Origin of the sequence: Streptomyces sp. NPDC013157 (assembly GCF_042899865.1) — a bacterium.
Lineage (GTDB): Bacteria > Actinomycetota > Actinomycetes > Streptomycetales > Streptomycetaceae > Streptomyces.
This window is the reverse complement of sequence record NZ_JBIBAK010000002.1, coordinates 244,759-269,033: the sequence shown is the minus strand read 5'-3', so window position 1 is coordinate 269,033 and position 24,275 is coordinate 244,759. Positions and strand designations below refer to the sequence as shown.

17 protein-coding genes are annotated in these 24,275 nt (G+C 70.7%); 10 read left to right on the top strand and 7 right to left on the bottom strand.

From position 1 onward, the window contains the following. Nucleotides 1-97 precede the first annotated feature (97 nt). Nucleotides 98-1,741 (bottom strand): phosphodiester glycosidase family protein, encoded by a 1,644-nt coding sequence (locus ACFY6U_RS06745; RefSeq protein ID WP_390035434.1) that lies wholly within the window; start codon nt 1,739-1,741, stop codon nt 98-100. Nucleotides 1,742-2,009: 268 nt separating this feature from the next. Between ACFY6U_RS06745 and ACFY6U_RS06740 the strand changes: the two genes are divergently transcribed. Both ACFY6U_RS06740 and ACFY6U_RS06735 read left to right on the top strand, forming a co-directional pair. Continuing rightward, complete coding sequence (locus ACFY6U_RS06740; RefSeq protein WP_390035433.1) at nt 2,010-2,750, top strand: SDR family oxidoreductase; 741 nt, start codon at nt 2,010-2,012, stop codon at nt 2,748-2,750. Nucleotides 2,751-2,810: 60 nt separating this feature from the next. After that, entirely contained in the window at nt 2,811-3,728 is a 918-nt protein-coding gene (locus ACFY6U_RS06735; RefSeq protein ID WP_390035432.1) for an SDR family oxidoreductase, read from the top strand. 122 nt (nt 3,729-3,850) lie between these two features. Here the strand turns inward: ACFY6U_RS06735 and ACFY6U_RS06730 are convergent, their stop codons facing one another. Together ACFY6U_RS06730 and ACFY6U_RS06725 are read right to left on the bottom strand one after the other, a co-directional pair. Next, entirely contained in the window at nt 3,851-6,391 is a 2,541-nt protein-coding gene (locus tag ACFY6U_RS06730; RefSeq protein WP_390035431.1) for a ricin-type beta-trefoil lectin domain protein, read from the bottom strand. A 270-nt stretch (nt 6,392-6,661) separates the two neighbouring features. Then, on the bottom strand, nt 6,662-9,286 hold the full coding sequence (locus ACFY6U_RS06725) for a PA14 domain-containing protein (RefSeq protein ID WP_390035430.1): 2,625 nt from the start codon (nt 9,284-9,286) through the stop codon (nt 6,662-6,664). Nucleotides 9,287-9,444: 158 nt separating this feature from the next. On the opposite strand from ACFY6U_RS06725, the gene ACFY6U_RS06720 reads away from it, so the two are divergent. The 6 genes from ACFY6U_RS06720 (at nt 9,445) to ACFY6U_RS06695 (ending at nt 18,490) form a co-directional block, all read left to right on the top strand. Further along, nucleotides 9,445-10,458: a LacI family DNA-binding transcriptional regulator gene (locus ACFY6U_RS06720; RefSeq protein WP_390035429.1), complete on the top strand. Its 1,014-nt coding sequence runs from the start codon at nt 9,445-9,447 to the stop codon at nt 10,456-10,458. 142 nt (nt 10,459-10,600) lie between these two features. Continuing rightward, the gene (locus ACFY6U_RS06715; RefSeq protein ID WP_390035428.1) at nt 10,601-11,698 is read left to right on the top strand and encodes an ABC transporter substrate-binding protein; all 1,098 of its coding nucleotides are present in this window, start codon (nt 10,601-10,603) and stop codon (nt 11,696-11,698) included. A 1-nt stretch (nt 11,699) separates the two neighbouring features. Further along, nucleotides 11,700-13,217, top strand: a complete 1,518-nt coding sequence (locus tag ACFY6U_RS06710; RefSeq protein ID WP_390035427.1) for a sugar ABC transporter ATP-binding protein — start codon at nt 11,700-11,702, stop codon at nt 13,215-13,217. Further along, complete coding sequence (locus ACFY6U_RS06705; RefSeq protein ID WP_390035426.1) at nt 13,210-14,172, top strand: ABC transporter permease; 963 nt, start codon at nt 13,210-13,212, stop codon at nt 14,170-14,172. The genes ACFY6U_RS06710 and ACFY6U_RS06705 overlap by 8 nt, the downstream gene beginning before the upstream one ends. Continuing rightward, entirely contained in the window at nt 14,169-15,200 is a 1,032-nt protein-coding gene (locus tag ACFY6U_RS06700; protein ID WP_390035425.1) for an ABC transporter permease, read from the top strand. The genes ACFY6U_RS06705 and ACFY6U_RS06700 overlap by 4 nt, the downstream gene beginning before the upstream one ends. Nucleotides 15,201-15,274: 74 nt before the next feature. Continuing rightward, nucleotides 15,275-18,490 (top strand): TIM-barrel domain-containing protein, encoded by a 3,216-nt coding sequence (locus ACFY6U_RS06695; protein ID WP_390036526.1) that lies wholly within the window; start codon nt 15,275-15,277, stop codon nt 18,488-18,490. 54 nt (nt 18,491-18,544) lie between these two features. On the opposite strand, the gene ACFY6U_RS06690 is transcribed toward ACFY6U_RS06695, so the two are convergent. Continuing rightward, nucleotides 18,545-18,853, bottom strand: coding sequence for a hypothetical protein (locus tag ACFY6U_RS06690; protein ID WP_390035424.1), 309 nt, complete (start codon nt 18,851-18,853; stop codon nt 18,545-18,547). Nucleotides 18,854-19,056: 203 nt separating this feature from the next. On the opposite strand from ACFY6U_RS06690, the gene ACFY6U_RS06685 reads away from it, so the two are divergent. Continuing rightward, nucleotides 19,057-19,674, top strand: coding sequence for a carbohydrate ABC transporter permease (locus ACFY6U_RS06685; protein WP_390035423.1), 618 nt, complete (start codon nt 19,057-19,059; stop codon nt 19,672-19,674). Between the two features lie 79 nt (nt 19,675-19,753). Here ACFY6U_RS06685 and ACFY6U_RS06680 read toward each other — a convergent pair whose 3' ends face one another. Together ACFY6U_RS06680 and ACFY6U_RS06675 are read right to left on the bottom strand one after the other, a co-directional pair. Then, nucleotides 19,754-21,016 (bottom strand): epoxide hydrolase family protein, encoded by a 1,263-nt coding sequence (locus ACFY6U_RS06680; RefSeq protein ID WP_390036524.1) that lies wholly within the window; start codon nt 21,014-21,016, stop codon nt 19,754-19,756. A gap of 425 nt (nt 21,017-21,441) precedes the next feature. Then, the gene (locus tag ACFY6U_RS06675; protein ID WP_390035422.1) at nt 21,442-22,014 is read right to left on the bottom strand and encodes a TetR family transcriptional regulator C-terminal domain-containing protein; all 573 of its coding nucleotides are present in this window, start codon (nt 22,012-22,014) and stop codon (nt 21,442-21,444) included. Nucleotides 22,015-22,192: 178 nt separating this feature from the next. Between ACFY6U_RS06675 and ACFY6U_RS06670 the strand changes: the two genes are divergently transcribed. Further along, nucleotides 22,193-23,212 carry an alcohol dehydrogenase catalytic domain-containing protein gene (locus ACFY6U_RS06670; RefSeq protein ID WP_390035421.1) on the top strand — a complete coding sequence of 340 codons (1,020 nt, stop codon included), beginning with the start codon at nt 22,193-22,195 and terminating at the stop codon, nt 23,210-23,212. Between the two features lie 163 nt (nt 23,213-23,375). Here the strand turns inward: ACFY6U_RS06670 and ACFY6U_RS06665 are convergent, their stop codons facing one another. Next, entirely contained in the window at nt 23,376-24,275 is a 900-nt protein-coding gene (locus ACFY6U_RS06665) for an NAD-dependent protein deacetylase (RefSeq protein WP_390035420.1), read from the bottom strand.

The following is a 24,275-nucleotide window of genomic DNA, read 5'->3' as shown; positions in this document are numbered from 1 at the left end:
TGCGCGAGGTCGTCCGCGGCCGTACCGGAGCGCCCGATCTCCGGTGAGACCGGGCCGTCGACGGGCCCTTGACGAAGAAGGCGCCGCGCTCGGGTGGTCAGTCCTGTCCGGCGCGCGGCAGGACCTGGACCGTGTCGCCGACGGCACGCTCGCCGGTGGCGTCGGACGTGGTGTTGACGAGGCTGCCGTCGACGGCCATGGCGGTGGAGCCGCCGCCGTCCAGGTTGAGTGCCTGTACCGCGCCGAGTGAGCGCATGAACCGGGCGGCCTCGGCAAGCGTGAAGCCCTCGCTGACACCGGGCTGCCGGCCGTCGACGGTCACGAGCAGCAGGCGCCCGCGACCGTCGACGCCGGCCAGGGTGCGCGGTTGGCGCACGTTGGACCAGGCGAACCCGAAGGAGAGGTCGAGCGGGTCGAGTGTGCCCTCGGCGGCGGCGTCGATGTGGACGCGGCCGTCCTCGACCAGGGTCGGGGCCGCGCTGACGATGCTGTCGTCGGGGCCGAGCGGGACCTGCCTGCCCGAGGTGTCCCGGACCGTCTCCCGCAGCTCCAGCCGGCGGCCCGTCGCGGCGTGTTCGGCGAGCCAGGCGGCTGAGGTCCCGGTGCCCTGGAGGACCGAGCCGCCGGCGGGCACGGAGCCGCCGCGGTCGCCCTCGGAGAGGACGACGCCGTGCCGGTCGAGGACGACCTGGACACCAGGGCCGGTCGGCAGGGGCGCCCCGAACTCGGAGGTGAACCTCACCAGGTCGTCCGGGAGCGAGCAGGTGAGGTCCTGGCGGGGGAGTTCGGTGGGTACGGCGCCGGGGCGGCCGCAGTTGCGCACCTTGCCCGGGACCCGGTTGACGCCCTGCACCGCGTGGACGGCGGAGCCGGAACGGACGGTCACGGTGGTGGACAGGTCGGCGACCCGGATGTGCCGTCCGCCGTCGGCGAGGATCAGCGCGGCACGGGAACCGGCCGCCATGGACTGCAGCTCGCCGCGCACCGCGGACAGCCCGGCCGAGGTGCCCTGGACGCCGTCCGCGTCGGAGGTGACGAAGAATCCGCCGTTGACGCCGACCAGGGAGCCCAGGCGGGCGGCCACGGTCGAGGTCTTCTCGCGGTCGGCGGCGTCCCCGCCGTCACTCACCTCGACCGTGCCGCGCAGCCGGGCCGGATCGACGACGGCGACGTGGACGCGCTCCGCGTCGGCGGGGCGGCGTCCGTCGTAGCCCGTCCACTCGACGGAGGTACGGAAACCGGCTGCCGACATCGCCGAACCCAGCGTCCCCGCCTCGGCCTGCGTGGCGTACTCGCCGACCCTGACCTGCCAGCCCATCGTGCCGTGCGGCGTGTCGGCGTACTGGTCCCAGGTCACCCGCTCGACGCGTGGCGCGAACCCGGCGGCCCGCAACTGCCCGGCGGTGGTGTCGGCCCACCCGCGGTCACCCAGCGGGGCCCAGGTGGCGGCCCCCGTGAGGCGGTTGACGGCCGGGGCCTGGACGGTGACCGTCCACACACCGGCGGCCCGCGGGTCACTGAGCACCCCGGTACGGACCTCGACCCCGGGCGTCACGTGCCGAGTGGTCCACGCGACGGTGTTCGTGGCGGTGTTCGCGGCGGCGTTCCCGGTCAGGGTGCTCGCGCCGGCCGGCGGAACGAACGCGACCAGGGCCAGCACGGTCGCCGGCACGAGACCCCGTCCCGCCCTCCGGCGCCCACCCCGTACCGCGTGCCCGAACGTCTCGGCTCTGACAGACATGCCTCTCCCGACGTACGACTCGACGTGTGCGGCGCCACCCGTCATACCTGCACCGCCCCGCCATCCCAGGCCGGCTCCAAGACCCCTGCGTGAAGCGGCGGACACCTGGCGGAGAAGCCTGTACGACATTCGGCGGGGTGGGTCCGGGTGGCGCGCCGCCGTGCGTCCGTGGCCCTGGAGAGACTCGCCCAAAGATATGGACGGCACGTTCATTTCATGGTTATATGAACGTGTCGTTCATTTAGACGCGCTTGAAAAGGAGACCCCCATGAGCACCCCCACCACCGTCCGTGTCGCGCTGGTCACCGGAGGCTCGGGCGGCATCGGCCGCGTCGCGGCCGAACGGCTCGCCGAGGACGGTTTCGCGGTCGCCGTGCAGTACGCGGGAAACAAGGCCAGGGCCGAGGACACCGTGGCCGCGATCACCGCCGCCGGCGGCAGGGCCCTGGCGGTGGGCGGCGACGTCGCCGACGAGAGTGCGATGAGCGCGGCCTTCGACGCCGTCGAGTCGGCCTTCGGCGGCATCGACGTGGTCGTGAACACCGCCGGCATCATGATCCTTTCCCCCGTCGCGGAGCTCGACCTCGCCGACCTGGACCGGATGCACCGCGCGAACATCCGCGGCACCTTCGTCGTCTCCCAGCAGGCGGCACGCAGGGTCCGCCCGGGTGGCGCGATCGTCAACGTCTCGACCTCGGTGGTCCGCACCCAGCTGCCGGGCTACGGCGCCTACGTCGCCAGCAAGGCCGCGGTCGAGGGTCTGACCCTCATCCTGGCCCGGGAGCTGCGCGGCCGGGACGTCACCGTCAACGCCGTCGCGCCCGGCCCCACCGCCACACCGCTGTTCCTGGACGGCAAGGACGACGCCACCATCGCGAAGTTCGCCCAGGCGACCCCGCTGGAGCGGCTCGGCGGGCCCGAGGACATCGCCGAGGTCGTCTCGTTCCTGGCCGGTCCCGCGCGCTGGGTCAACGGACAGGTCCTCTACGCCAACGGAGGACTCGCCTGACCCCCGCCGCACACGCACCACCCCGCCCCTGCACCGTCATCGCGAAAAGGAACCACGTCCATGTCCACCACCGGCACCCCCGGCACCACCGGCACCATCGTCGTCATCACCGGCGCCTCCAGCGGTTTCGGAGCACTCACCGCCCGTGCGCTGGCGGATGCCGGCCACACCGTCTACGCCGGCATGCGCCGGACCACCGGCCGCAACGCGCCCCAGGTCCGGACCGCCGCCCACTACGCCGACGAGCACCACGTCGACCTGCGGTCCATCGAGCTCGACGTGAACTCCCAGCTCTCGGTCGACACCGCCGTCGCGCAGATCGAAGCCGAGCACGGCCGCGTCGACGTGCTGATCCACAACGCCGGGCACATGGTGACCGGGCCGGCCGAAGCCTTCACTCCCGACCAGCTCGCCGAGCTCTACGACGTGAACGTCCTGTCCACCCAGCGCGTCAACCGCGCCGTGCTGCCGGGCATGCGCCGGCGCCGGCGAGGACTGGTGCTCTGGGTGTCCAGCACCAGCGTCAAAGGCGGTACGCCGCCCTACCTCGCCCCCTACTTCGCGGCCAAGGCCGCCATGGACTCCCTCGCGGTGTCCTACGCCGGTGAACTCGCCCGCTGGGGCGTGGAGACCTCGATCGTCGTCCCCGGCTCGTTCACCAGCGGCACCAACCACTTCGCGTACTCCGGCCACCCCGAGGACACCGCCGTCGAGGCCGAGTACGAGAGCCGGTACCCCGGCCTGATGGACCAGATGGCGACCAAGCTCGCCGCCCTCGCCCCCGAGGAGGCGCCCGCGTCGCTCGTCTCCGACGAGATCGCCCGCATCGTCGCCCTGCCCGCCGGAAAGCGCCCGTACCGCGTACACGTCGACCCCGCCGACGACGGATCCGAGGAGGTCTCCAAGACCGCCGACCGCATCCGCCGCGGCTTCCTCACCCGCATCGGCCTTGCCGACCTGCTCACCGTCCAGAGCTGAGACATCCACCATGAGCTGGACGGAGTCCGCCGGAAGCAGTCCGGTGGTGTCGGTCGGCGGTGTCCAGGATGGGGCGGGCAGGTGCGGGACCCCCGCCGGCTGCGGGGGTCCCGCACCTTCGGTCATGCCAGGGCGAAGTTCTGGGCGCCGGAGCCGTTGCAGTCCCAGATCTGGAGGCGGGTGCCGTTCGCGGTGGCGCCCGAGGGGGAGTCGATGCACCGGCCGCTGGTCGGGTTGTACATCGAGCCGTCGGCGTTGACGACCCAGTTCTGGTACCCCCCGCCGTTGCACGTGGCGAGTTGCAGCTTCGTGCCGGCCACGCTGACACCGCCCGCTATGTCCAGGCACCTGCCCAGCGTGCGGAGGGTCTGGCCGTTCCAGGTCCACTTCTGGTCGAGCGACGTCGCCTGCTGGCAGTCCCACAGCTGGACCGCGGTGCCGTCGCCGCCGGTGTCGTCACCGGCCACGTCCACGCACTTGCCGCCGGGACCGTAGATCGGGGTGCCGATGGCGAAGTTCTGGGCGCCGGAGCCGTTGCAGTCCCAGATCTGGAGGCGGGTGCCGTTCGCGGTGGCGCCCGAGGGCGAGTCGATGCACCGGCCGCTCGTCGGGTTCCGCAGCGAATCGTCGGTCTGCCGCACCCATGACTGGTAGCCGCCGCTGTTGCACGTGGCGAGCTGCAACTCGGTCCCCGCGGCGCTGTTGCCGCCGGCGATGTCCAGGCACTTGCCGAGGGTCTGCAGGGTCTGGCCGCTCCAGGTCCAGTGCTGGTCCCTGGCCGCCGACTGGCAGTCCCACAGCTGGACCGCGGTGCCGTCGCCGCCGGTGTCGTCACCGGCCACGTCCACGCACTTGCCGCCCGGTCCGGTGATCGTCTGGCCGGTCACCGAACCGCCACCGCCGCCGGAGCCGGGACCCTTGTTGTACACGGCCACCGAGTCGACGACCAGCTTGCCGCCGGAGACCGTGGCCGCGTTCGGGCCCCCGCCGAACGCGTCCGGGAATCCGCCGCCGATCGCGAGGTCGTAGATGATGAAGAAGGGGTGGTCGATCGCGTCGGACCAGGTCGTCGCGTCCACCTGGTTGGCGTTGACCGTGAAGAAGTTGTTCCCGTCCAGGTAGAACCGGATCTGTTCCGGCGACACCGAGCGGTCGATCTCCACCGCGTAGTCGTGGAAGCCGGTCTGGCAGCCTGCGCACGCGCGCTCACCCGAACCGATACCGGCCGACTCGTTGCACGGCCCGCCCGGGTTCACGCCGCAGTGGATGGTGCTGAAGTCGGAGCTGCGGCCGTTGATGTCCTCCATGACGTCGATCTCGCCCGACTTCGGCCAGACCACACCGTCGCGCAGCGGTGCGCCGAGCATCCAGAACGCCGGCCAGTAGCCCGCGCCGTTGGCGGTGGTGACGTTGGGCTGCTGCAGGACGGACTCGATGCGGACGACGCCGCCGGCCGGTGCGCCGAAGGAGGCCGACTGGGTCTCCACGCGCCCCGAGGTCCATCCGCTGCGCGGGTCGGAACCGGAGTGCAGGGCCTGGAGCACCAGATGGCCCTGGCCGTCGTAGTAGACGTTCGAGGTGCTGCTGGTCATGGTCTCGATCTCACCGGTGCCGAAGCTGCTGCCCGGCCCGGTGTCGTACTTCCACAGGCTCTGGTCGATGCCGGTGCCGGACGCACCGTTGAAGTCGTCGCTCCAGGTGAGCGAGAAGCCCGCCGGCGTCGGAGACACGGCCGCCCGGGCGGTGAGCGACGCGCTGAGGGTGGCCGCCACCGTCGGCGCGACGACGGCAATCAGGTTGAGGGTTCTTCGCCATCCGCCGCGCAGTGGTCTTGTGGGACTCAATGACATGTACCTGACCTCCGGGTGAGGGGAATGACGGCAGCGGAACCGGGCGAGTACTCGGCCCTGGATCTTGTCGGCGAGGGCGAGAAGGAACGAGTCGCCGGTGCGGTTGTAGAGCCAGAAGACGCTGTCCAAGCCGTCGCCCCAGCGCACCGACACCCAGCTCTGGTTGAACGCCGAGGGGCCCTGCGCGTTCATGAAGCGGAAGAAGCCGGTGAGCAAGGGAATGATCCGGCTGTCCCCGCTGTATTCCTGCCAGTTGCGCAGTGCCCAGGTGAGCGGCAGGAAGGGCCGTGAGTCCGGGCCCGAGCCGAGCGAGGTGCGCAGCGCGGTCGGACCGAACCAGCCGTCGGCCTGCCGGGCGGCCACGATCGCGTCGATCCACTGGCGGACGGCGGCGAGCGCTGTGGCGTCCTGGGTGAGGATCGCCAGGTCCACGTAACCGCGCAGCCAGTAGGGGACCTCCTGCCAGCCGGTGCGCTCGGGGTGCGCCCAGCCGGAGTCGGACATCACCAGGAAATGCGAGATCGCCGCGTACTGGCCGCACAGACCGGCCAGTTGCTGCCGCAGCCGGTTGTCGAGCCGGCCGCGTGCGGTGACCGCGCCGGGTGGCAGGCGCAGAAAGGCGGTGGGGGAGAGGGGCGCCGCGTTGGGCGAGTAGAGGCCGCCGGGGGCAGGCGCCACGCGCGACGATGCCGCGGTGTGTGCGAGGCGGGTGCCGCGCGCCGCCCGGGCGGGACCGGCCATGGCGAGGGGGAGACCGCTCGCCCCGGCCACGGTGCGGGCGCCGGCGACGAAGTGTCCGCGGTTCAGGGGCATGGGGGAGCCTCCTGGCACGATCCGGGGCGTGCGGGAACCAGGGCGCGCGAGCTGGTCACTGGGGCGCCTGGGGCATTTCAACGTTGGAAGGTACGGACCAATCGGCATGACAGCACGGTTCGGGGGCCGTGTCCAGGGGGTGTGCAGGAGCCGGGGCGGTCCGTGCGGTCCGCCGCCGTCACTTGTTCGGCGGCGGACCGCATCCTTTTCAGGGCCGGCGCAGGAGACTCGGCGTGGCGCGGGGAGGCGTTCACCGGCTCCGGGCGGGCGTCAGGGAGTGCACCCGGCAGGCGTGGCCCGAGAGGCGTCCGAGATCAGCGCCTGCTGGGCCGTCCTGAGCCGCTGGACGTCGGGCTTGACGACCCTGCGGTCATACGTCAGCAGGCCGTTGAGCTCACCCTCGACGTCCGTGATCTGGGTGTACACCGCTCCGTTGCCACCCTGGCAGGCCAGCGCGTGGACCTCGGCGAGCTTGGCCAGGTAGTCGTCGGTGTAGGTCGCGGGGTCGACGTCGACGTACGACTGCTGCACCGACCAGGCGTGTCCCGGTACGGCCAGGCCGAGGCCGCCGTACTCACCGCTGACCAGGGCACGTCGGCCGTCGGGGTGGGGCGGCAGGGCCGGACTGGGATAGCCGTGCTCGTCCATGATGTCGCCGGTGCCGCCGTCCTCGCCGAGGTTGAGCCCGGACATGGAGTCGACCAGCCGGGTCGGGTCCCAGGACTTGGCCTGGTCGGCGATGCGGGCCATGTCGTACTGGCCCCAGCCCTCGTTGAAGGTGACCCACATGACGACCGACGGGCTGCTGTAGTGCTCGTCGATCATCTGCTTCATCTCGCGCTCGTACTCGGCGCGCGCCTGTGCGGACGGGTTCACCCCGGCCGTCATCGCGGGCATGTCCTGCCACACCATCAGCCCGAGCCGGTCGGCCCAGTAGAACCAGCGGTCGGGCTCGACCTTGATGTGCTTGCGCACCGCGTTGAAGCCCATGCTCTTGTGCATCTTCAGGTCGTGGGCGAGCGCCTCGTCCGTCGGGGCGGTGTACAGACCGTCCGGCCAGAACCCCTGGTCCAGCGTGGCCATCATGAAGACCGGCTTGCCGTTGAGGAGGGTGCGCGGAACGCCGTTCACCTTCTCCACCCTGACCGACCGCATCCCGAAGTAGCTGCCGACGCGGTCGGCTCCGACGCTCACCTTCAGGTCGTAGAGGTACGGGTCGTCGGGCGACCACAGCCGCGGGTTCCGGATGTGCAGGGTCAGGGGCCCGCCGCTGCGCCCGGTGACGGTGGTCACCTTGCGCTTGCCCTCGTAGGCGGTCGCCGTGACCGGCAGGCCGTCGCGGACTCCCTGCGGCTCGACGGTGAGCGTGCCGGCGTCGACGTCCGGGGTGAGCTTGAGCCGGTCGACGTGGTCGGCGGCCACCGGCTCCATCCACACCGTCTGCCAGATCCCGGAGGTCGGCGTGTACCAGATGCCGCTCGGGTCCAGGCGCTGCTTGCCGACCGGCGGGTTCTCGCCGTCGGCCGCGTCGGTGGGGTCGTAGACGCCGACGATCAGCTCCTGGGTGCGGCCGGGCTTCAGCGCGTCGGTGACGTCGGCGCTGAACGTGTCGTACCCGCCCTGGTGTTCGGCCACCTTGGTGCCGTTGACGTACACCTCGGCCCGCCAGTCGACCGCGCCGAAGTTCAGCTGCAGCCGCTTGCCGGAGCCGATCTTCCAGCCGGCCGGGACGGTGAAGGTACGCCGGTACCACATGCGGTCCTCGTGCCGTTCGAGCCCGGACAGCTGCGACTCCACGGGGTACGGGACGAGGATCTTCTCGCCCAGCTTCTTGCCCACCGGCGGTTGTTCGCCCGCCGTGGCGGCGGCGAACTGCCAGGTGCCGTTGAGGTTCTGCCAGTCACCGCGCGTGAGCTGGGGGCGCGGGTACTCGGGGTGGGCGTTGTCCGGCCCGACCTGGTCGGCCCACTTGGTGCGCAACTCGTACGTCGATTTGTTGGCACCGCTGCTCCAGAAGGGGCTGACAACGTTGCCATCGGTTCCGGCCAGGCCGCCTTGACCGTCGTAGCGCACGTCGGCGAGACCCGACGCGGTGCCGGTCTTGTTGCCGACGACGGGCTCCTTCAGTGCGATCAGCAGCTTCCGGGGGTCGGCGGGGTCCAGCCGGGCATCCGCCAGGGGCCAGGCGGCGCCCCCGATCACGGCGTCGAGATGCTCGCCGAGACCGGCCGGCGGCGCGCTGAGCGGCTGTGCGAACTCCAGGGCGAGGGTACGGCCGCTCGCCTGGACGGCGGTGGAGACGGCGCCGTCGTAGTCGAAGCCGTCGGGCAGGCGGAACGCGGACTGCGGTACGGCTGTCTTGGTGCCGCCGGGCGGGGTCCAGCGCAGGTGGAGGTTGGAGCCGCCGTAGTGCTCGAAGTACTCGACCTTGATGTCGTAGGCCGTGTTCGCCGTCAACTCGACGGGCTGGCCCGTCTGTTCGATGTCCCAGTCGTCCACCCAGTGGTCGATGACCAGCCGGCCGTCCACCCACAGCCGGAAGCCGTTGTCGCCGATGATCGAGAAGGTGGTGGGGCCGGTCTTCTCCGGGACGATCTTCCCGGTCCAGCGGACGCTGACGTCGTCCGACTGGCCGGTGGCGAAGTTCAGGCGCGGCTCCAGGGTGTCGAAGTCGAGGTTCGGGTCGAACCCGGTGGCCTTGAGCTCGTGGAAGTCGAAGGCGCCGGGGGCGGACTGGGTGTAGTAGTCGCCCTTGAGGCCGTGGACTTCGACGGGGCCGTCGGTCGCGGAGGCCGCGGTGGCCGCGGTGGCGGCGGGTGGAGCGGTGAGGCCGGCCAGGCCCAGGGCCGCGGCGAGCAGCAGGACGAGGCGTTGCCCGAGAGGTCTGATGCGCACGAATCCTCCTTGGGTGAGGAAGGGTGGCGGCTCGTTGCTTCTGTCTGTACAACGTTGGAAGGAACGGCAGTTGGCATGAGAGCACGGCTCTCGGCCTGTGTCCAGGGACATGACAAATCCCCGGGGCGCGGGGCACTCATCGACGCTGAGGAGATCCCTTGCGGGTCAGCCTGAGGGATGTGGCGGAACGCGCGGGCGTTTCGATCAAGACCGTGTCCAACGTGGTGAACAACTATCCGCACGTCACCCCGGCCATGCGCGCCCGGGTGCAGGCCGCGATCGACGAGCTCGGCTACCGGCCCAACCTGACCGCGCGACATCTGCGCAAGGGCCGGACGGGGATCATCGCGCTCGCCGTTCCCGAGCTCGGCAACCCGTACTTCGCGGAGCTGGCCGGCGCGGTGATCGACGCGGCCGCGGAGCACGAGTTCACCGTCCTACTCGACCACACGCGGGGCGAGCGCGAACAGGAGATCCTGGTCAGCCAGGGCTTCCGCGGCGGGGTGATCGACGGACTGATCCTCAGCCCACTGACCCTGGAGGCTTCGGACCTGCGGGGCCGGCCGGGAGATGTGCCGCTGGTGCTGCTCGGGGAGCGCGAGTACGGCCTGCCCTGCGACCACATCGCGATCGACAACGTGGCGGCGGCGCGGTGCGCGGTGCGTCATCTGCTGGGCCGCGGCCGGACCCGGATCGCCTACCTCGGCGTGCGCACCGACTCCGTCAACCAGCCCGCCCACCTGCGACTGGACGGATGGCGCGCGGAGCTGGCGGCGGCCGGGGTCCCCGCGCCGGACAGCCTGGTGGTGCCGGTCGGCGGCTGGGACCGGGACGACGGCGCGCGTGCCATGGCCGAGCTGCTGGACTCCGGCGTGCGTCCGGACGCCGTCTTCGCCTTCAACGACCTGATCGCGATCGGCGCGATGCGGGTGCTGCACGAGCGGGGTCTGCGGGTGCCCTGGGACGTGGCGGTGGTGGGTTTCGACGACATCGCGGAGGGGCGCTTCGGTGCCGTCACCCTGACGACGGTGTCACCGGACAAGCAGGCCATCGCGAAGATGGCCGTGGCCTCGCTGCTGCGCAGCCTGTCGGGCCGCGCGGAGCCCGGCGGTCGCGAACTGACCGCGGAATTCGAGCTGGTGGAGCGGGAGAGCACCTTGGGCCGACGGTGACGAGATTTCGGACGGAAGGCTTTACACGACCCTTCCAACGATGTAAAAACCTCCCCTGAACGACGAGCACGCCGAGTTGACGCAAGAGCAAGCCTCCCCGAGAGCGCTCTCAGCTCCGGGGCCGTGCCGTTTGGGGACACTCATGAAGCCCATCGCACTTGCCCGTCGCACCTCCGCTCGAACACTTCTCGCCGCCGGCCTCGTGACGAGCCTCGCGCTCGCGACCGGATGCACCAAGTCCGAGGACGACTCCGACACGAAGCCCTCCGCCTCGCAGCAGGACGACGCCGGCCAGGTGGTCGCCTCGCCCGGCACCGCCTCCGGCCCGACCTGCACCATCGACGCCTACGGCGGCAGGGAACTCGACCTGAAGACCGCCACCGTCGGCTTCTCCCAGTCCGAGAAGGAAGCCAACCCCTTCCGGATCGCGGAGACCGCCTCCATCAAGGCCGAAGCCAAGACACAGGGCGTCAGACTGCTCACCGCCAACGCCCAGTCGCAGTTCTCCAAGCAGATCAGCGACGTCCAGGACCTCATCGCCAAGGGCGCGAACCTGCTGGTCATCGCACCGCTCAACTCCGACGGCTGGGAGCCGGTGCTGCGCACCGCGGCCGCCAGGCACATCCCGATCGTGACCGTCGACCGCAAGATCAACGCGACGGCCTGCAAGGACTACGTGAGCTTCATCGGCTCCGACTTCACCGAGCAGGGCAGACGGGCCGCCGACCAGATGATCGCGGCGACCGGCGGCAAGGGCGAGATCGCCGTCCTCCTCGGTGCCGCCGGCAACAACGTGACGACCGAGCGCACCAAGGGCTTCGAGGACCGCATCAGGGAGAAGGCACCCGGCCTGAAGATCGTGTTCCGCCAGACCGGCGAATTCGCCCGCGAGAAGGGCCAGTCGGTCACCGAGAACCTCATCCAGGCCAAGCCCGGCATCACCGGGATCTACGCCGAGAACGACGAGATGGGCCTCGGCGCCGTCAACGCCCTCAAGGGCGCGGGCAAGAAGCCCGGCGACGTCAAGATCGTCACCATCGACGGGACCCGCAACGCCGTACAGAGCATCGTGGACGGCTGGATCTACGCGGTGATCGAGTCCAATCCGCGCTTCGGGCCGCTCGCCTTCCAGACCCTCGACACCTTCACCAAGGGCGGAAAGGTCGGGCAGGACATCGTTATCAAGGACAGCGCCTACGACAGGGGCAACGCCCGGTCGGACCTCGGCAAGGCCTACTGACGTGCTCTCGGTCACCCGGCTGTCCAAGACTTTTCCCGGCGTGCGCGCGCTGTCCGACGTGGACTTCACCGCGCGCGCCGGACAGGTGCACGCGCTCGTCGGCGAGAACGGCGCCGGCAAGTCGACGCTCGTCAAGGTGCTCACCGGCGTGTACCGGCCCGACCACGGCGAGGTGACGTACGGCGGGGAACCGGTCCGCTTCACCACGCCGCTCCAGGCCCAGCAGGCGGGCATCTCCACCATCTACCAGGAGGTCAACCTCGTCCCGCTGCTGAGCGTGGCCCGCAACCTGTTCCTCGGCCGCGAACCGCTCGGGCGGCTGGGCCTGATCGACTTCCGGCGCATGCACCGCGAGGCCGACGAGGCGCTCCGCGGACTCGGCATCCGGGTCGACGTCCACCGGCCGCTGCGCGAACTCGGCGTCGGCGCACAGCAGATGGTCGCGCTCGCCCGCGCCGTCGCGGTGGACTCCCGCGTCGTCATCATGGACGAGCCGACCTCCTCCCTCGAACCACGCGAGGTGCGGACCCTGTTCGAGGTGATCCGCATGCTGCGCGAGCGGGGTGTCGCGGTCGTCTTCGTCAGCCACCGCATGGACGAGCTGTACGAGATCTGCGACACGATCACCGTCCTGCGCGACGGCCGCGTCGTGCACACCGGCCCGCTCGCCGACCTCGACCGCCTGCGGCTGGTGGCCATGATGCTCGGCCGGGAGATCGGCGAGGTACGCGCGGAAGGGCTGACCAAGTTCTCCGGCTCGCACGACACCGACGCCGAAGCGGTCCTGACCGCAACCGGTCTGACGGCTCGTCACCACCTGCGGAACGTGTCGCTGTCGGTCCGCCCCGGCGAGGTCGTCGGCCTGGGCGGGCTGCTCGGCTCCGGCCGCAGCGAGACCGCGAAGGCCATCGCCGGGGCCCTGCCCACCGACACCGGCCGGGTCGTCGTCGACGGCGTCCCGGTACGTCCGGGCTCGACCGCCGCAGCCATCCGCGCCGGCATCAGCCTGCTGCCGGAGGACCGCAAGAGCGAGGGCATCCTGCCGGGTCTGTCGGTCCGCGAGAACATCGCGCTCGCCGCACTGCCCGGGCTGTCCCGCTTCGGCCTCGTCGACGACGCCCGCGTCGACCGGATCGTGGAGACGTTCACGAAACGGCTCCGCATCAAGGCGGCGGGCCCGCACCAGAAGGTCGGCGAACTCTCCGGTGGCAACCAGCAGAAGGTCCTGCTGGCCCGCTGGCTCGCCCTGCACCCCAAGGTCATGCTGCTGGACGAGCCGACCCGCGGCATCGACGTCGGTGCCAAGGCCGAGGTGCAGGCGCTCATCGACGAACTCGCCGGTGACGGCCTCGCCGTACTGCTGATCTCCTCCGACACCGAGGAACTGATCGAGGGCAGCGACCGGGTGGTCGTCCTCAAGGACGGGGCCGTGGTCCGCGAGCTGACCGGTGACGCCGTCACCGAGGGCGAACTGATGCGTGCCGTCGCCGCCGTACCCACTGGAGGGAGCGATGACTGAACTCACCCTAGCCCGGGGCACACTGGACCGCGCCCGGATGCTGCGCCTGCTGCAGGAGTACGGCGTGTACAGCGGCGTGCTGGTGCTGCTGCTGTTCAACTTCGCCTTCACCCCCCACTTCGTCTCCGCGGAGAACTTCCGTACCCAGGCCGTCCAGGTGGCCCCGGTGCTGATCGTCGCGCTGGGCATGGCACTGGCGATCGGCACCGAAGGCGTCGACCTGTCGGTGGGTTCGGTGATGGCACTGGCCACCTCCCTGCTCTCGCTCTACCTCGGCTACGGGCCCTGGATCGCCACGTTGACCGCGGTGATCGCGGGTGCCGCGGTCGGTGTCGCGAACGGCGCGCTGATCGCGTTCGTCGGCGTCCAGCCCATCGTCGCCACCCTCGCCCTGATGGTCGCCGGACGCGGCCTTGCCCTGGTCCTGCTGCCCCAGCTCAAGGACGTACGCGATCCGGGCCTTGCGGCACTCGGCTCCGGTGACGTCCTCGGCGTGCCCTACCTGGTCCTCATCGCCGCGGCGCTCGCGATGCTGGTCGCGGTCGTGATGCGCCGCACCACCTTCGGACGGCAGGTCCTGGCCGTCGGCGACAGCCGCCCGGCGGCCCGGCTCGCCGGACTCCCGGTCCGCCGGGTGCTGGTCGTGGTCCACGTCTGCTCCGGCGCGCTCGCCGCGATCGCGGGCGTGCTGGCCACCGCCCGCCTCGCCGCGAGCGACCCCACCTCCCTCGGCACCCTGATGGAACTGTCCGCCATCACCGCGGTGGTCGTCGGCGGCACCCCGCTCAGCGGCGGGCGGGTGCGCATCGGCGGCACCGTCGCGGGTGCCGTCCTCATCCAGCTGCTCACCACCACGCTCATCAAGCACGATCTGCCGCCGTCGTGGACCCAGATCGCCCAGGCCGTGGTGATCGTCCTCGCCGTCTACGCGGCCCGGGAACGAGGCAGGCGATGACCACGCAGACCGAAGAGGCCGGAACGCCGGCCGACGTCGCGAGCCGCAAGAGCGCCGGTGCCGGGCGCACGAACCGCTCCGAGCGGCTGAGCGGGCTCGCGCAGCAACACGGTGCCCTGGTCACTCTCGTGATCGCCATGGCCTTGGCGTCGTTGAGCTTCGACACCTTCCTGACGGGCGACAACCTGGAGAACATGGCGCTGTCCTCGGCGTTCCTCGCCGTGGTCGCCCTGGGCATGACGTTCGTGATCGTCACCGGCGGCATCGATCTGTCGGTGGGCTCGCTGTTCGCCCTCGGCGGTGTCCTCGCCGCCTGGGACTCGCGGTACGGCACGGCGGTGGCCCTGCTGCTGCCGCTCGCCGTCTGCGGACTGATCGGCCTGGTCAACGGCGTGCTGATCGCACGGGTCCGGCTCGCGCCGTTCATCGTCACCCTGGCGGCAATGCTGGGCGCCCGGGGCCTCCTGCTGGCCGTCACCGACGAGGGCTCGACGACGTATCTGGTCGACAGGGACTCCTTCTTCGCCACCCTCGGACAAGGCTCCCTGCTCGGCATCGGTGTGCCCGTGTGGATCACCGTGGCGCTGTTCGTGCTCGGGGCCGTCGTGCTGCGCCGGACCCGATTCGGACAGTACGTGTACGCGGTCGGCGGGAACGAGGACGCGGGGGCCCTGATGGGCGCGCCGGTGGCCCGTACGAAGATCTCCGTGTACACGCTCTCGGGCCTGTGCGCCGGGCTCGCCGGCGCGCTCAACGCGGCCTGGCTGCTGTCCGGGGTGACGATCCTCGGCAGCGGCATGGAGCTGGAGGCCATCTCGGCCGTGGTCATCGGCGGCACCCTGCTCAGCGGCGGTTCCGGCGTCCTCAGCGGCTCCCTCGTCGGGGTGCTGCTCCTGAAGGTCATCCAGAACGTGATCAATCAGATCGGCTCGCTCGACTCCGCCTACCAGCAGGTGGTCAGCGGGGCGTTCCTGGCCGTGGTGGTGGTCGCCCAGACGTGGCTGGGCCGGAGACGGAGAGTGCTGTGAAACCTTACGTGCCGAGATCCCGCCGCAGGCTGGGCACTCTCGCCGTGGTCCACCTGGCGGCTGTGGGGCTCTGCGTGGCCGGCCCTCGCACGGCAGCGGCGGACACCGGGAGCCGGCCGGCCCGCCACTCCGCCGTGACCGTGGGGGACGCCCGCTTCGAAGTCCTGTCCCCGACCCTGATCCGGACGGAATACGCGGGAGACGGCCACTTCGAGGACAGCCCCACCTTCAACGCCGTCGGCCGTGACTCCTTCACCCCGTCCCCCTACACCTCGTCCGTCAGCGGCGGCGTCCTGACCATCACCACCAGCGCCATGAGCCTGCGCTACCGCATCGGCTCCGGCCCCTTCGACGCCGACAACCTGGCGACGTCCTTCAAGGCGGGGCCGACGCCGGTGCTCGCGGCTCCCTGGCGCCACGACGTGTGCACCGTCGGCGCCCTGTGCGAGGCGGAGGACCAGCAGTACGACGGTCCCGGCCTGGCCACGGACCACAAAGACTTCACCGGCAAGGGCTTCCTCGCCGGGTTCGAGGTGGACGGCAACTCCCTCGCCGCGGACGTGCGGGCACCATCCGCCGGCACCTACGACCTCGCCGTGCGCTACGCCAACGCGGTGGGCAGCGACGGCCACCACGAGGCACGCACCCTGAGCCTCGGCGTGGACGGCGGCAGCGACCGGACGTTCACGCTTCCGGCGACCCCGGACTGGAACACCTGGGGTGTGGCCCGCCTGCCGCTGACGCTCGGCGCCGGCCCTCACACCGTCAGGCTCCATCGCGCCGCCCCCGACTCCGGAAGCGTCAACATCGACAGCCTCGCCCTCCTCGATTCCGGTGCCGCTTATCCCGACAGGGCCGCGACCATGGTCAACGGCTGCCGTTTCGGCACCGGTTGCGAGGCCGAGGACGCCCTCCTGTCGGGCTCCGCCGTCATTGCCACGGATCACCGGGGCCATGCCGGCTACGGCTTCACCGCCGAACTCAACCAGGGGTCCGGTGTCTCGGACCGCATCGCCGGCGTGCCCGCCGACGGTACCTACCTGCTGAACCTGCGCTACGCCAACGGTACCGGCGGCGACGGCCTGCACCGGCCCCGCACGATCGACGTCGGCACCGGCGACGGGACCTCCCACACCACCCTCACGCTCCCGGCCACCGACAACTGGGACACCTGGCAGACGGCCTCCGTGCCCGTCGAGCTGAAGGCGGGCACCGACCAGGTCACCCTGGCCTGCCCGGAGTCGGTCAGCTGCCACGTCAACCTGGACACCCTGGCCGTGAGCCGTCCTGGAGAGCCCGCCCCCGCACCCCACCTCGCCCTCGGCGGCTACCGCCGCAGCCTCGACGGACTCAACGGGGACAACGACCCCACCCCCTGGACCACGCCCGGTCTCCTGCACCGCGACGGCTGGTACCTCCTCGACGACACCCCCTCCGCGGTCTACGACCCCAGCACCGAGAAGGCCACTCCACGCCCCACCCACGGCGGCCGGGCCTACCAGGACGGCTACCTCTTCGCCTTCGGACACGACTACCGGCAGGGCCTGTCCGACCTCGCCACCCTGACCGGCCCGTCACAGCTGCTGCCCCGCTGGGCCTACGGCGTCTGGTACTCCGAATACATCGACCGCACCGCGAGCGACTACGAGAACACCATCCTGCCCGCGTTCCGCGCCGCGGACGTCCCCCTGGACGTGCTGGTGACGGACACCGACTTCAAGTCGCCCAACACCTGGAGCGGCTGGAACTTCGACCCGGCCAAGTTCCCCGACCCCAAAGCCTTCTTCGACTGGTCCACCGGACAGGGGCTGCACAACACCCTGAACGTGCACCCGAGCATCCTCGGCACCGACCCGCAGTTCGCGCAGGCCCAGAGCACGGCCAAGGGCAAGCTGCGCAAGGGCGGTTGCGCGGGCAGTGCCGGCTCGGACTGCTACACCTTCGACTTCGGCGACCCCGACCAGCTCAAGGCCTACCTCGACCTGCACCGGCCGATGGACCGGGCCGGCAACGACTTCTGGTGGCTCGACTGGTGCTGCGACGCCTCCCGATCCTCCCGGTCCGGAACCACCCCGGACGCATGGATCAACCAGCAGTACGCCGACCTCACCTCCTCCGAGACCGGCGACCGTGGCTTCGTCCTGTCCCGGGCCTACGGCTCCCTCCAGGCCGGCGGCTACAGCGGCGGCGTGGGCCTGCCCACCGGGCCCTGGGCCGACAAGCGCAGCACCCTCCACTTCACCGGTGACACCACCTCGAACTGGGGCACCCTGCGCGCCGAGGTCGGCTACACGCCGGGGGAGTCGGCCGCCACCGGCCTCGCCGCCGTCAGCCATGACATCGGCGGTCACAACGACGGGTACGGCATCCCCGGAGCCGAGACATACACCTCGAACGGCGAGACCCACCGCACCACCAGACTGCCCGACGACCTGTACGCACGGTGGGTGCAGTTCGGCACCTTCCAGCCCGTCGACCGGCTGCACAGCAACCACAGCGACCGCCTGCCGTGGCAGTACGGCCCAGAAGCACAGAGGTCCGCCGAGCAGTTCCTCCGGCTCCGCGAGGCGCTCGTGCCGTACACGTACACCCTGGCGCACGAGGCCGAGACCACCGGCACCCCGATCGTCCGCCCGCTGTACCTCCAGTACCCGGAGGAGGAGAACGCCTACACCGAGGCGGACAGCGAGTACCTCTACGGCCCCGGCATGCTGGTCGCCCCCGTCACCACCCCCGGTACCGACACGACCACGCGGGTGTGGTTCCCCCAGGGCCGGTGGACGGACTACTTCACCGGCCGCACCTACACCGCACCCGTCGGCGGAGCCACGTACGACATCACGACCACCCTGGACACCATGCCGGTCTTCGTCCGGGCGGGCGGCATCGTCACCACCCGGTCGGGCAACGTGCCGAACGACAGCCGGAGCCCGCTCGACAAGGTCACCGTCACCGTGGCCCCCGGAGCATCCGGCGCGTTCTCCCTCTACGAGGACGACGGCACGACCGCGCACCCTGGACGTACGGCAACCACCCGGATCCGCTACGCCGAGCACAAGGGCACCCGTCTGCTGAAGATCGCACCCGCCAGGGGAACCTTCCCCGGACAGGCGAGCCGCCGCACCTGGACCGTGTCCTTCCTCGGCGTCGGCGCAGAACCGAGCCGAGTGAGCGCGGGCGGTGCCCGGTTGGCGGCCTCGGCCTGGCACTGGGACGCCGACACCCACGTACTGCGGATCACCATGCCCCCGCAGAGCATCCGCACCGCCACGGCCATCTCGTACAGATAGGCGGGCTGGCCCGGCAGACCTCGGCACGGCCGGCGTGCCGAGGTCTGCCGCCGGTCACTGCTCCTCGTCGGCCGGGGCCGGGGACTCGGGCTTCTCCTCGGGGGCGGCCGCGGTGCCGGTGACGATACGGCGGATCGTCTCCAGCGGCAGCTTCGGCGAACCGTCCGCGTAGAGGAGGCCGTTGGTCTCCTGGGCGGTGTCCATGAAGTGCGTGTAGCAGAAGCCGGCGACGACCGGGCTCCGGTGCAGCACCCCGAAGACGTCGTCGAGCAGGGCGGCGTACTGCGTGTCCGAGCTGGTCCGTGTGTAGGAGAACTCGTCCTCCTCGGCGCCCGCGGACAGTCCGCCGAACTCGGTGACCATCAGGGGGACTTCACCGGCGCGGTAGCGCTCCGTCTGCCGTGCGTTCAGGGAGAGGGTCCGCCCGGCCGGGCCCGGCGAGGCCAGCAGCGCCTCGAACCCCGCGGCGTGGCCGTAGCGGTGGTCGAGCAGTCCGGGGTCGGAGGAGTAGTCGTGCGACCGCCTGGGACAACCATCCGATCGGCACCTGGTACCTCAACAGCCTGGTGATCTCGGCACTCGACGTGATCTTCACGGTGGCCTTCTGCTCGATGGCCGCATTCGCCCTGGCCTTCCTGCGCTTCCGTGGCCGAGCCCTGGTCATGGCCGTCGTCACGGCCGGCCTGATGCTGCCGACCGAGGCGCCGGTGCTGCCCCAGTTCATCGAGTACCGGTCGTTCCACCTGCTCGGCACGTTCTGGGCGCTGGTCCTGCCGTCGGTCGCGGCACCGATCTCGGTGTTCGTCTTCCGCTCCTTCTTCCGCCGCATCCCCACGGCGCCGATCGAGGCGGCCCGCATCGACGGCGCGAGCTGGTGGCGCGTCTTGAGCTGGTGGCGCGTCTACGCCACCGTCTGCATGCCGATGTGCCGCCCGGCGGTGTCCACGGTCGCGATCCTCACCTTCATCGGCTCCTGGAACTCCTTCCTGTGGCCGCTGCTGGTCCTCAGCCAGACCAGGTCCCAGACCATCCCGGTCGGCCTCGACTCACTGGTGGACCCCACCAGCCCCCAGTACGCCGAGATCATGGCCTCCTCGGTCCTCGGCTTCATCCCGCTCATCGCGGTCTTCCTGGTCTTCCAGCGCCAGATCGTCCAGGGAATCGCCACGACGGGCATCAAGTGACCCACCCCCGGGGGCGCCGCGGGCAGCTGCCTCGTCCGGCGGTCCGCAAGGCGGTGTCCGCTCTGTGCCCGGCGGGCGCCTACTTGCCGGCGGACTGCCGCGAGGCACGCAGCGGTGAGAACGCGGCCCGTAGTTCGTCCGTGAAGATGCCCGGGACTTCCCAGGCCGCGAAGTGGCCCCCGCTGCGGGCACGGTGGTAGTAGCAGAGGTCGTGGTAAGCGCGTGACGCCCAGCTGCGTGGGGCTTGGTAGATCTCGCCGGGGAACACCGTGACGGCGGCCGGGACGGACACGGACACGGCGTTGAAGTTGTTGGCGTTGTTCTCCCAGTAGAGACGCGACGAGGAGACCGCGGTGTTCGTCACCCAGTAGAGGGTGATGTCGTCGAGCAACTCGTCCCTGGTGAGGACGCGCTCGGGGTGGCCGCCGCTGTATGTCCATGCCGCGAATTTGTCGTACATCCAGGCGGCCAGTCCGACGGGCGAGTCCGTCAGTCCGTATCCCTCGGTCTGCGGACCGGTGACCATCATGGCCGAGTAGCCGGATCCCGTCTTGTAGAAGGTGGCCAGTTGGCCGTAGGCCGCCTTCTCGTCCGGGCTGAGGCCGGCGGGTACCGGGTCACCGCAGGCGAGCTTCTTCGCGATGTCCGGCGGGACGGTGGCCGGGAAGTTGACGTGGATTCCGAGCAGTCCGGGGGGCTTCTGCACGGCCATCCTGTCGGAAATCACAGCACCCCAGTCCCCGCCTTGGGAGACGTAGTGCCGGTATCCCAGGCGCTCCATCAGCACGGCCCAGGCACGCGCGATCCGGTCGGGATTCCAGCCGGCGGCCGTCGGCCGTTCCGAGAAGCCGTATCCGGGCATCGACGGTATGACGAGGTGAAACGCGTCCTCCGCACGCCCCCCGTGGGCGGTGGGGTCACTGAGTGGCCCGATGACCTTCAGGAACTCCAGAATGGAGCCCGGCCAGCCGTGGGTCAGGATGACCGGGAGGGCGTCGCTGTGGCGAGAGCGGACATGGATGAACTGTATGTCGAGTCCGTCGATCTCTGTTATGTACATCGGAAGGGAGTTGAGCGTCTTCTCGATCTTCCGCCAGTCGTATGCCGTTTCCCAGTAGTGGGCGAGTTCCTTCATCGTGGCCAGCTGGACACCCTGGGACTGATCATGGACGGTTTCGCGGTCGGGCCATCGTGTCGCCTTGATGCGCCGACGGAGATCGGCCAGATCCTGCTCCGGGACGTTCACGTGAAAGGGGCGGATGCTCTGCCTCTCGCTCGGCGACTCGGGCTTTGCGGAATTGCTCCAGGCTCGCAGACCGAAAGCCCCTGTCGCGGCGGTCACCGCGGTCGCGGATGTGGAGATGAACTTCCTGCGGGAGTACGAACGAAGAAATTCGGACACAGTGGATCTCCCTGAAGAATTTCCTGGGCGGGTCCGTAGTCGCGAGCGTGCGACGGGAGTTCTGCTTCAGTGAGTGAGCCGTCGGCACGGAGATGAAATGCGCGCGTCCGGGATAGTGCGTCGCAGGTGGAGCGAAGCGACTCCGGGGCTCTCGAACGACATCGCGCGCCGCCCGGGCCGTGGGGCGTCGGCGGCATTTCACTGCCAGAAACGCTATCTACCTGTGTGTGACCGCGCAACTCGGGAGAGTGACGACGCGTACGCCGTATGCAGCGCTGCGGCCGCTTTTCTCGAACGCAGGTCTCGGCCGGGTGCGGGCGACCTTGTCGCCCCCCCGACGGGCGGCCGTACCGGTCACGGGTGGCTCAGCGCAGCACGACGTCGAACACCGTGCGGAAGAACGCGTCGATGGGGGCGGAGGACTTGTCGGCGCGGGCTGCGATCAGGGCGCCTTCCCAGGCGCTGAGGATGAAGAGCGCTGTCGCCGACATGTCGAGCGAGGCGCCTACTTCGCCCGATTCCTGGGCTTCGGTGAGTACGCGCTCGATGTGCGAGGCCCACTGCCGGAAGCCGCGCTGGACTGCCGAGCGGATCTCCTCGGAGTGATCGGCCACCTCGGCGCCGAAATTGCCGACCAGGCAGCCGCGGGCGAAGCCGCTGTCCACCGTGTCCGAGCCCATGAACTCGAAGTGCGCCCTGAGGCGTTCCAGCGGAGGACGCCCGGCCGCGTCGAGCATGTCGAAGCGCAGGCCGGCGGCATAGCGGTCGAGCGCCTCCAGGGCGCTGTCCTCCTTGCTGGCGAAGTGGTTGTAGAAAGAACCCTTCGGGGCGCCGGCGGCCGAGGTGATGTCGCTTATGCCGGTGGCGTTGAAGCCCCGGGCGCGGAACTGCTCCAGTGCCGCCTGCGCGATCTCCTCGCGCTTCGACGCACGTGCCATTCGGATCACCTCTCCGTCAATATGTCCGGTCGTCTTGGATGCTGTCAAGCCTGGGACGCGGGCCCGGGCACCCTCGGCGGCCGCGCTTGACGCCAATTAAGACGACTGGTCATATTGATTACATCGTCACACCGAACCCCGTCGGCGCACACGCGACGGGCGGTACCTAGGAGCCACCATGTCCACCACCTACCGAGCCTTCGAAGCCACCGGAGTCCGCAACCTGCGGCTGGTCGAGCGCGAGCTGGCCGACCCGGCGCCCGGACACGTCCGCCTCCGGGTGGAGACCTGCGGCGTCTGCCACTCCGACGTCCTCGCCGTGGAGGGCCTGCGCGCCGACCCGTCGAGTCCGATCGTGCCCGGCCACGAGATCGTCGGAGTCATCGACGCCGTGGGGCCGGGCGTCACCGCCTGGCACCCCGGCGACCGCGTCGGTGTCGGCTTCCTGAACGGGCACTGTGGGGAGTGTGAGCCGTGCCGCCGGGGCGACTTCGTCAACTGCCTCGACCAGGGGCAGACCGGCACGGACGTCGACGGCGGCTACGCCGAGGTGACCTATGCGCGCGCCAGCGGACTGGTCCGCATCCCCGACGGCATGTCCGCGGCCGAGGCCGCCCCGCTGCTGTGTGCCGGACTGACCACCTTCTCCGCCCTCCAGCAGGACTCCGTCAGGGCGGGCAGCCTGGTGGCCGTGCAGGGCATCGGCGGGCTGGGACACCTCGCCCTCCAGTACGCGCGCAGCCTCGGCTACCGGGTCGCCGCCGTCGCCCGCGGCAAGGACAAGGAGCCGCTCGCCCGTGAGCTGGGCGCTCACGAGTACATCGACAGCTCGGAGACGGACCCCGGCACGGCGCTGGCCGGCCTCGGCGGCGCCTCGCTCGTCGTCGCCACGGCATCGAGCGGAGCGTCCATGAACCCGCTGCTGCGCGGCCTGGCGCCCGGCGGGAAGCTCGTCGTCGTGGGTGCGGCGCCCGACCCGTTGTCGGTGGCCACCGCCGACCTGATCTTCGGCACCCGGAGCATCGTCGGCAGCCTGACCGGTTCGTCGATCGAGAACGAGGACAGCCTCGGCTTCAGCCTGGCCCACGGCATCCGCCCCTCCATCGAGACGATGCCCTTCGAGCGGGCCATGGACGCCTACGAGCGGATGCTCTCCGGCAAGGCGCGGTTCCGCGTCGTCCTCGACGTCGCCGCCTGATCGTCTGCGCTCTCGCCACCCCTTCGCCGGCCGGACACCGGCCTCGCGGCGCGTGGCCGTGAGAAGACGGGACCCGCGGCAGGCGTGTCCGGACACCGCAAGGTGCGCAACTTCGCCTTCCTTCCACGGCAAACGGCTGTGGCGCCCGGCGGCGGGCGCCGCCTCAGTCCGCGGACCCGCCGCCCACCGCAATGCCCAACCGGTGGGCCACGGTGGTCAGGGCCGACCCGAGGGGGAGCGCGACCCGGGTGAGGGCGAGTGGGTCGCCCCGGGTCGGGTCCTGGTTGACGATCAGCACCGGCTTGCCCTCCTGGTGCGCCTGGCGGACGAACCGGAGCCCGGACATCACCGTCAGCGAGGAGCCCAGGACCAGCAGAGAGGACGCTTCACGGACCAGCCGCCGGCAGTGCTCGACGCGCTGCGACGGAACCGCCTCGCCGAAGAACACCACGTCCGGTTTGAGGACGCCGCCGCAGTGGGCGCAGGGCACGACGCGGAAATCCCCGACCTGCGCGTCGGTGAGGTCGGCGTCACCGTCCGGGTTGATCCCCGCGGCCACCGGGTCGAAGCCCGGGTTCTCGGCCTCCAGCCGCCGGGCGAGTTCGCTGCGCGGGCTGAAGACACCGCAGGAGAGGCAGACGACCCGGTCGAGGCTGCCGTGGAGTTCCACGACACCCTCGCTGCCGGCGGCCTGGTGCAGGCCGTCGACGTTCTGGGTGATCACAGCCGAGACGTGGGCGTGCCGCGCGTAGGCAGCCACGGCCAGGTGCCCGGCGTTGGGGGTGGCGCGGCCGAAGGTACGCCACCCGAGGTGGCTGCGCGCCCAGTAGCGGCGCCGCGCGTGGGCGCTGCCGGTGAAGTCCTGGTAGGTCATCGGGGTGTGCCGGCTCAGACTCCCGCCCTTGCCCCGGTAGTCCGGGATACCCGACTCCGTGGAGATTCCCGCGCCGCTGAGCACCAGCACACCGCCGGTGCTCAGCGCGTGGACGACCGGTTCCAGGTCGGTGGTGCCCGGCGGCAGATCCGCGGCAGGGGTCCAGCTCAGGGTGGGGCGCATGCGCAT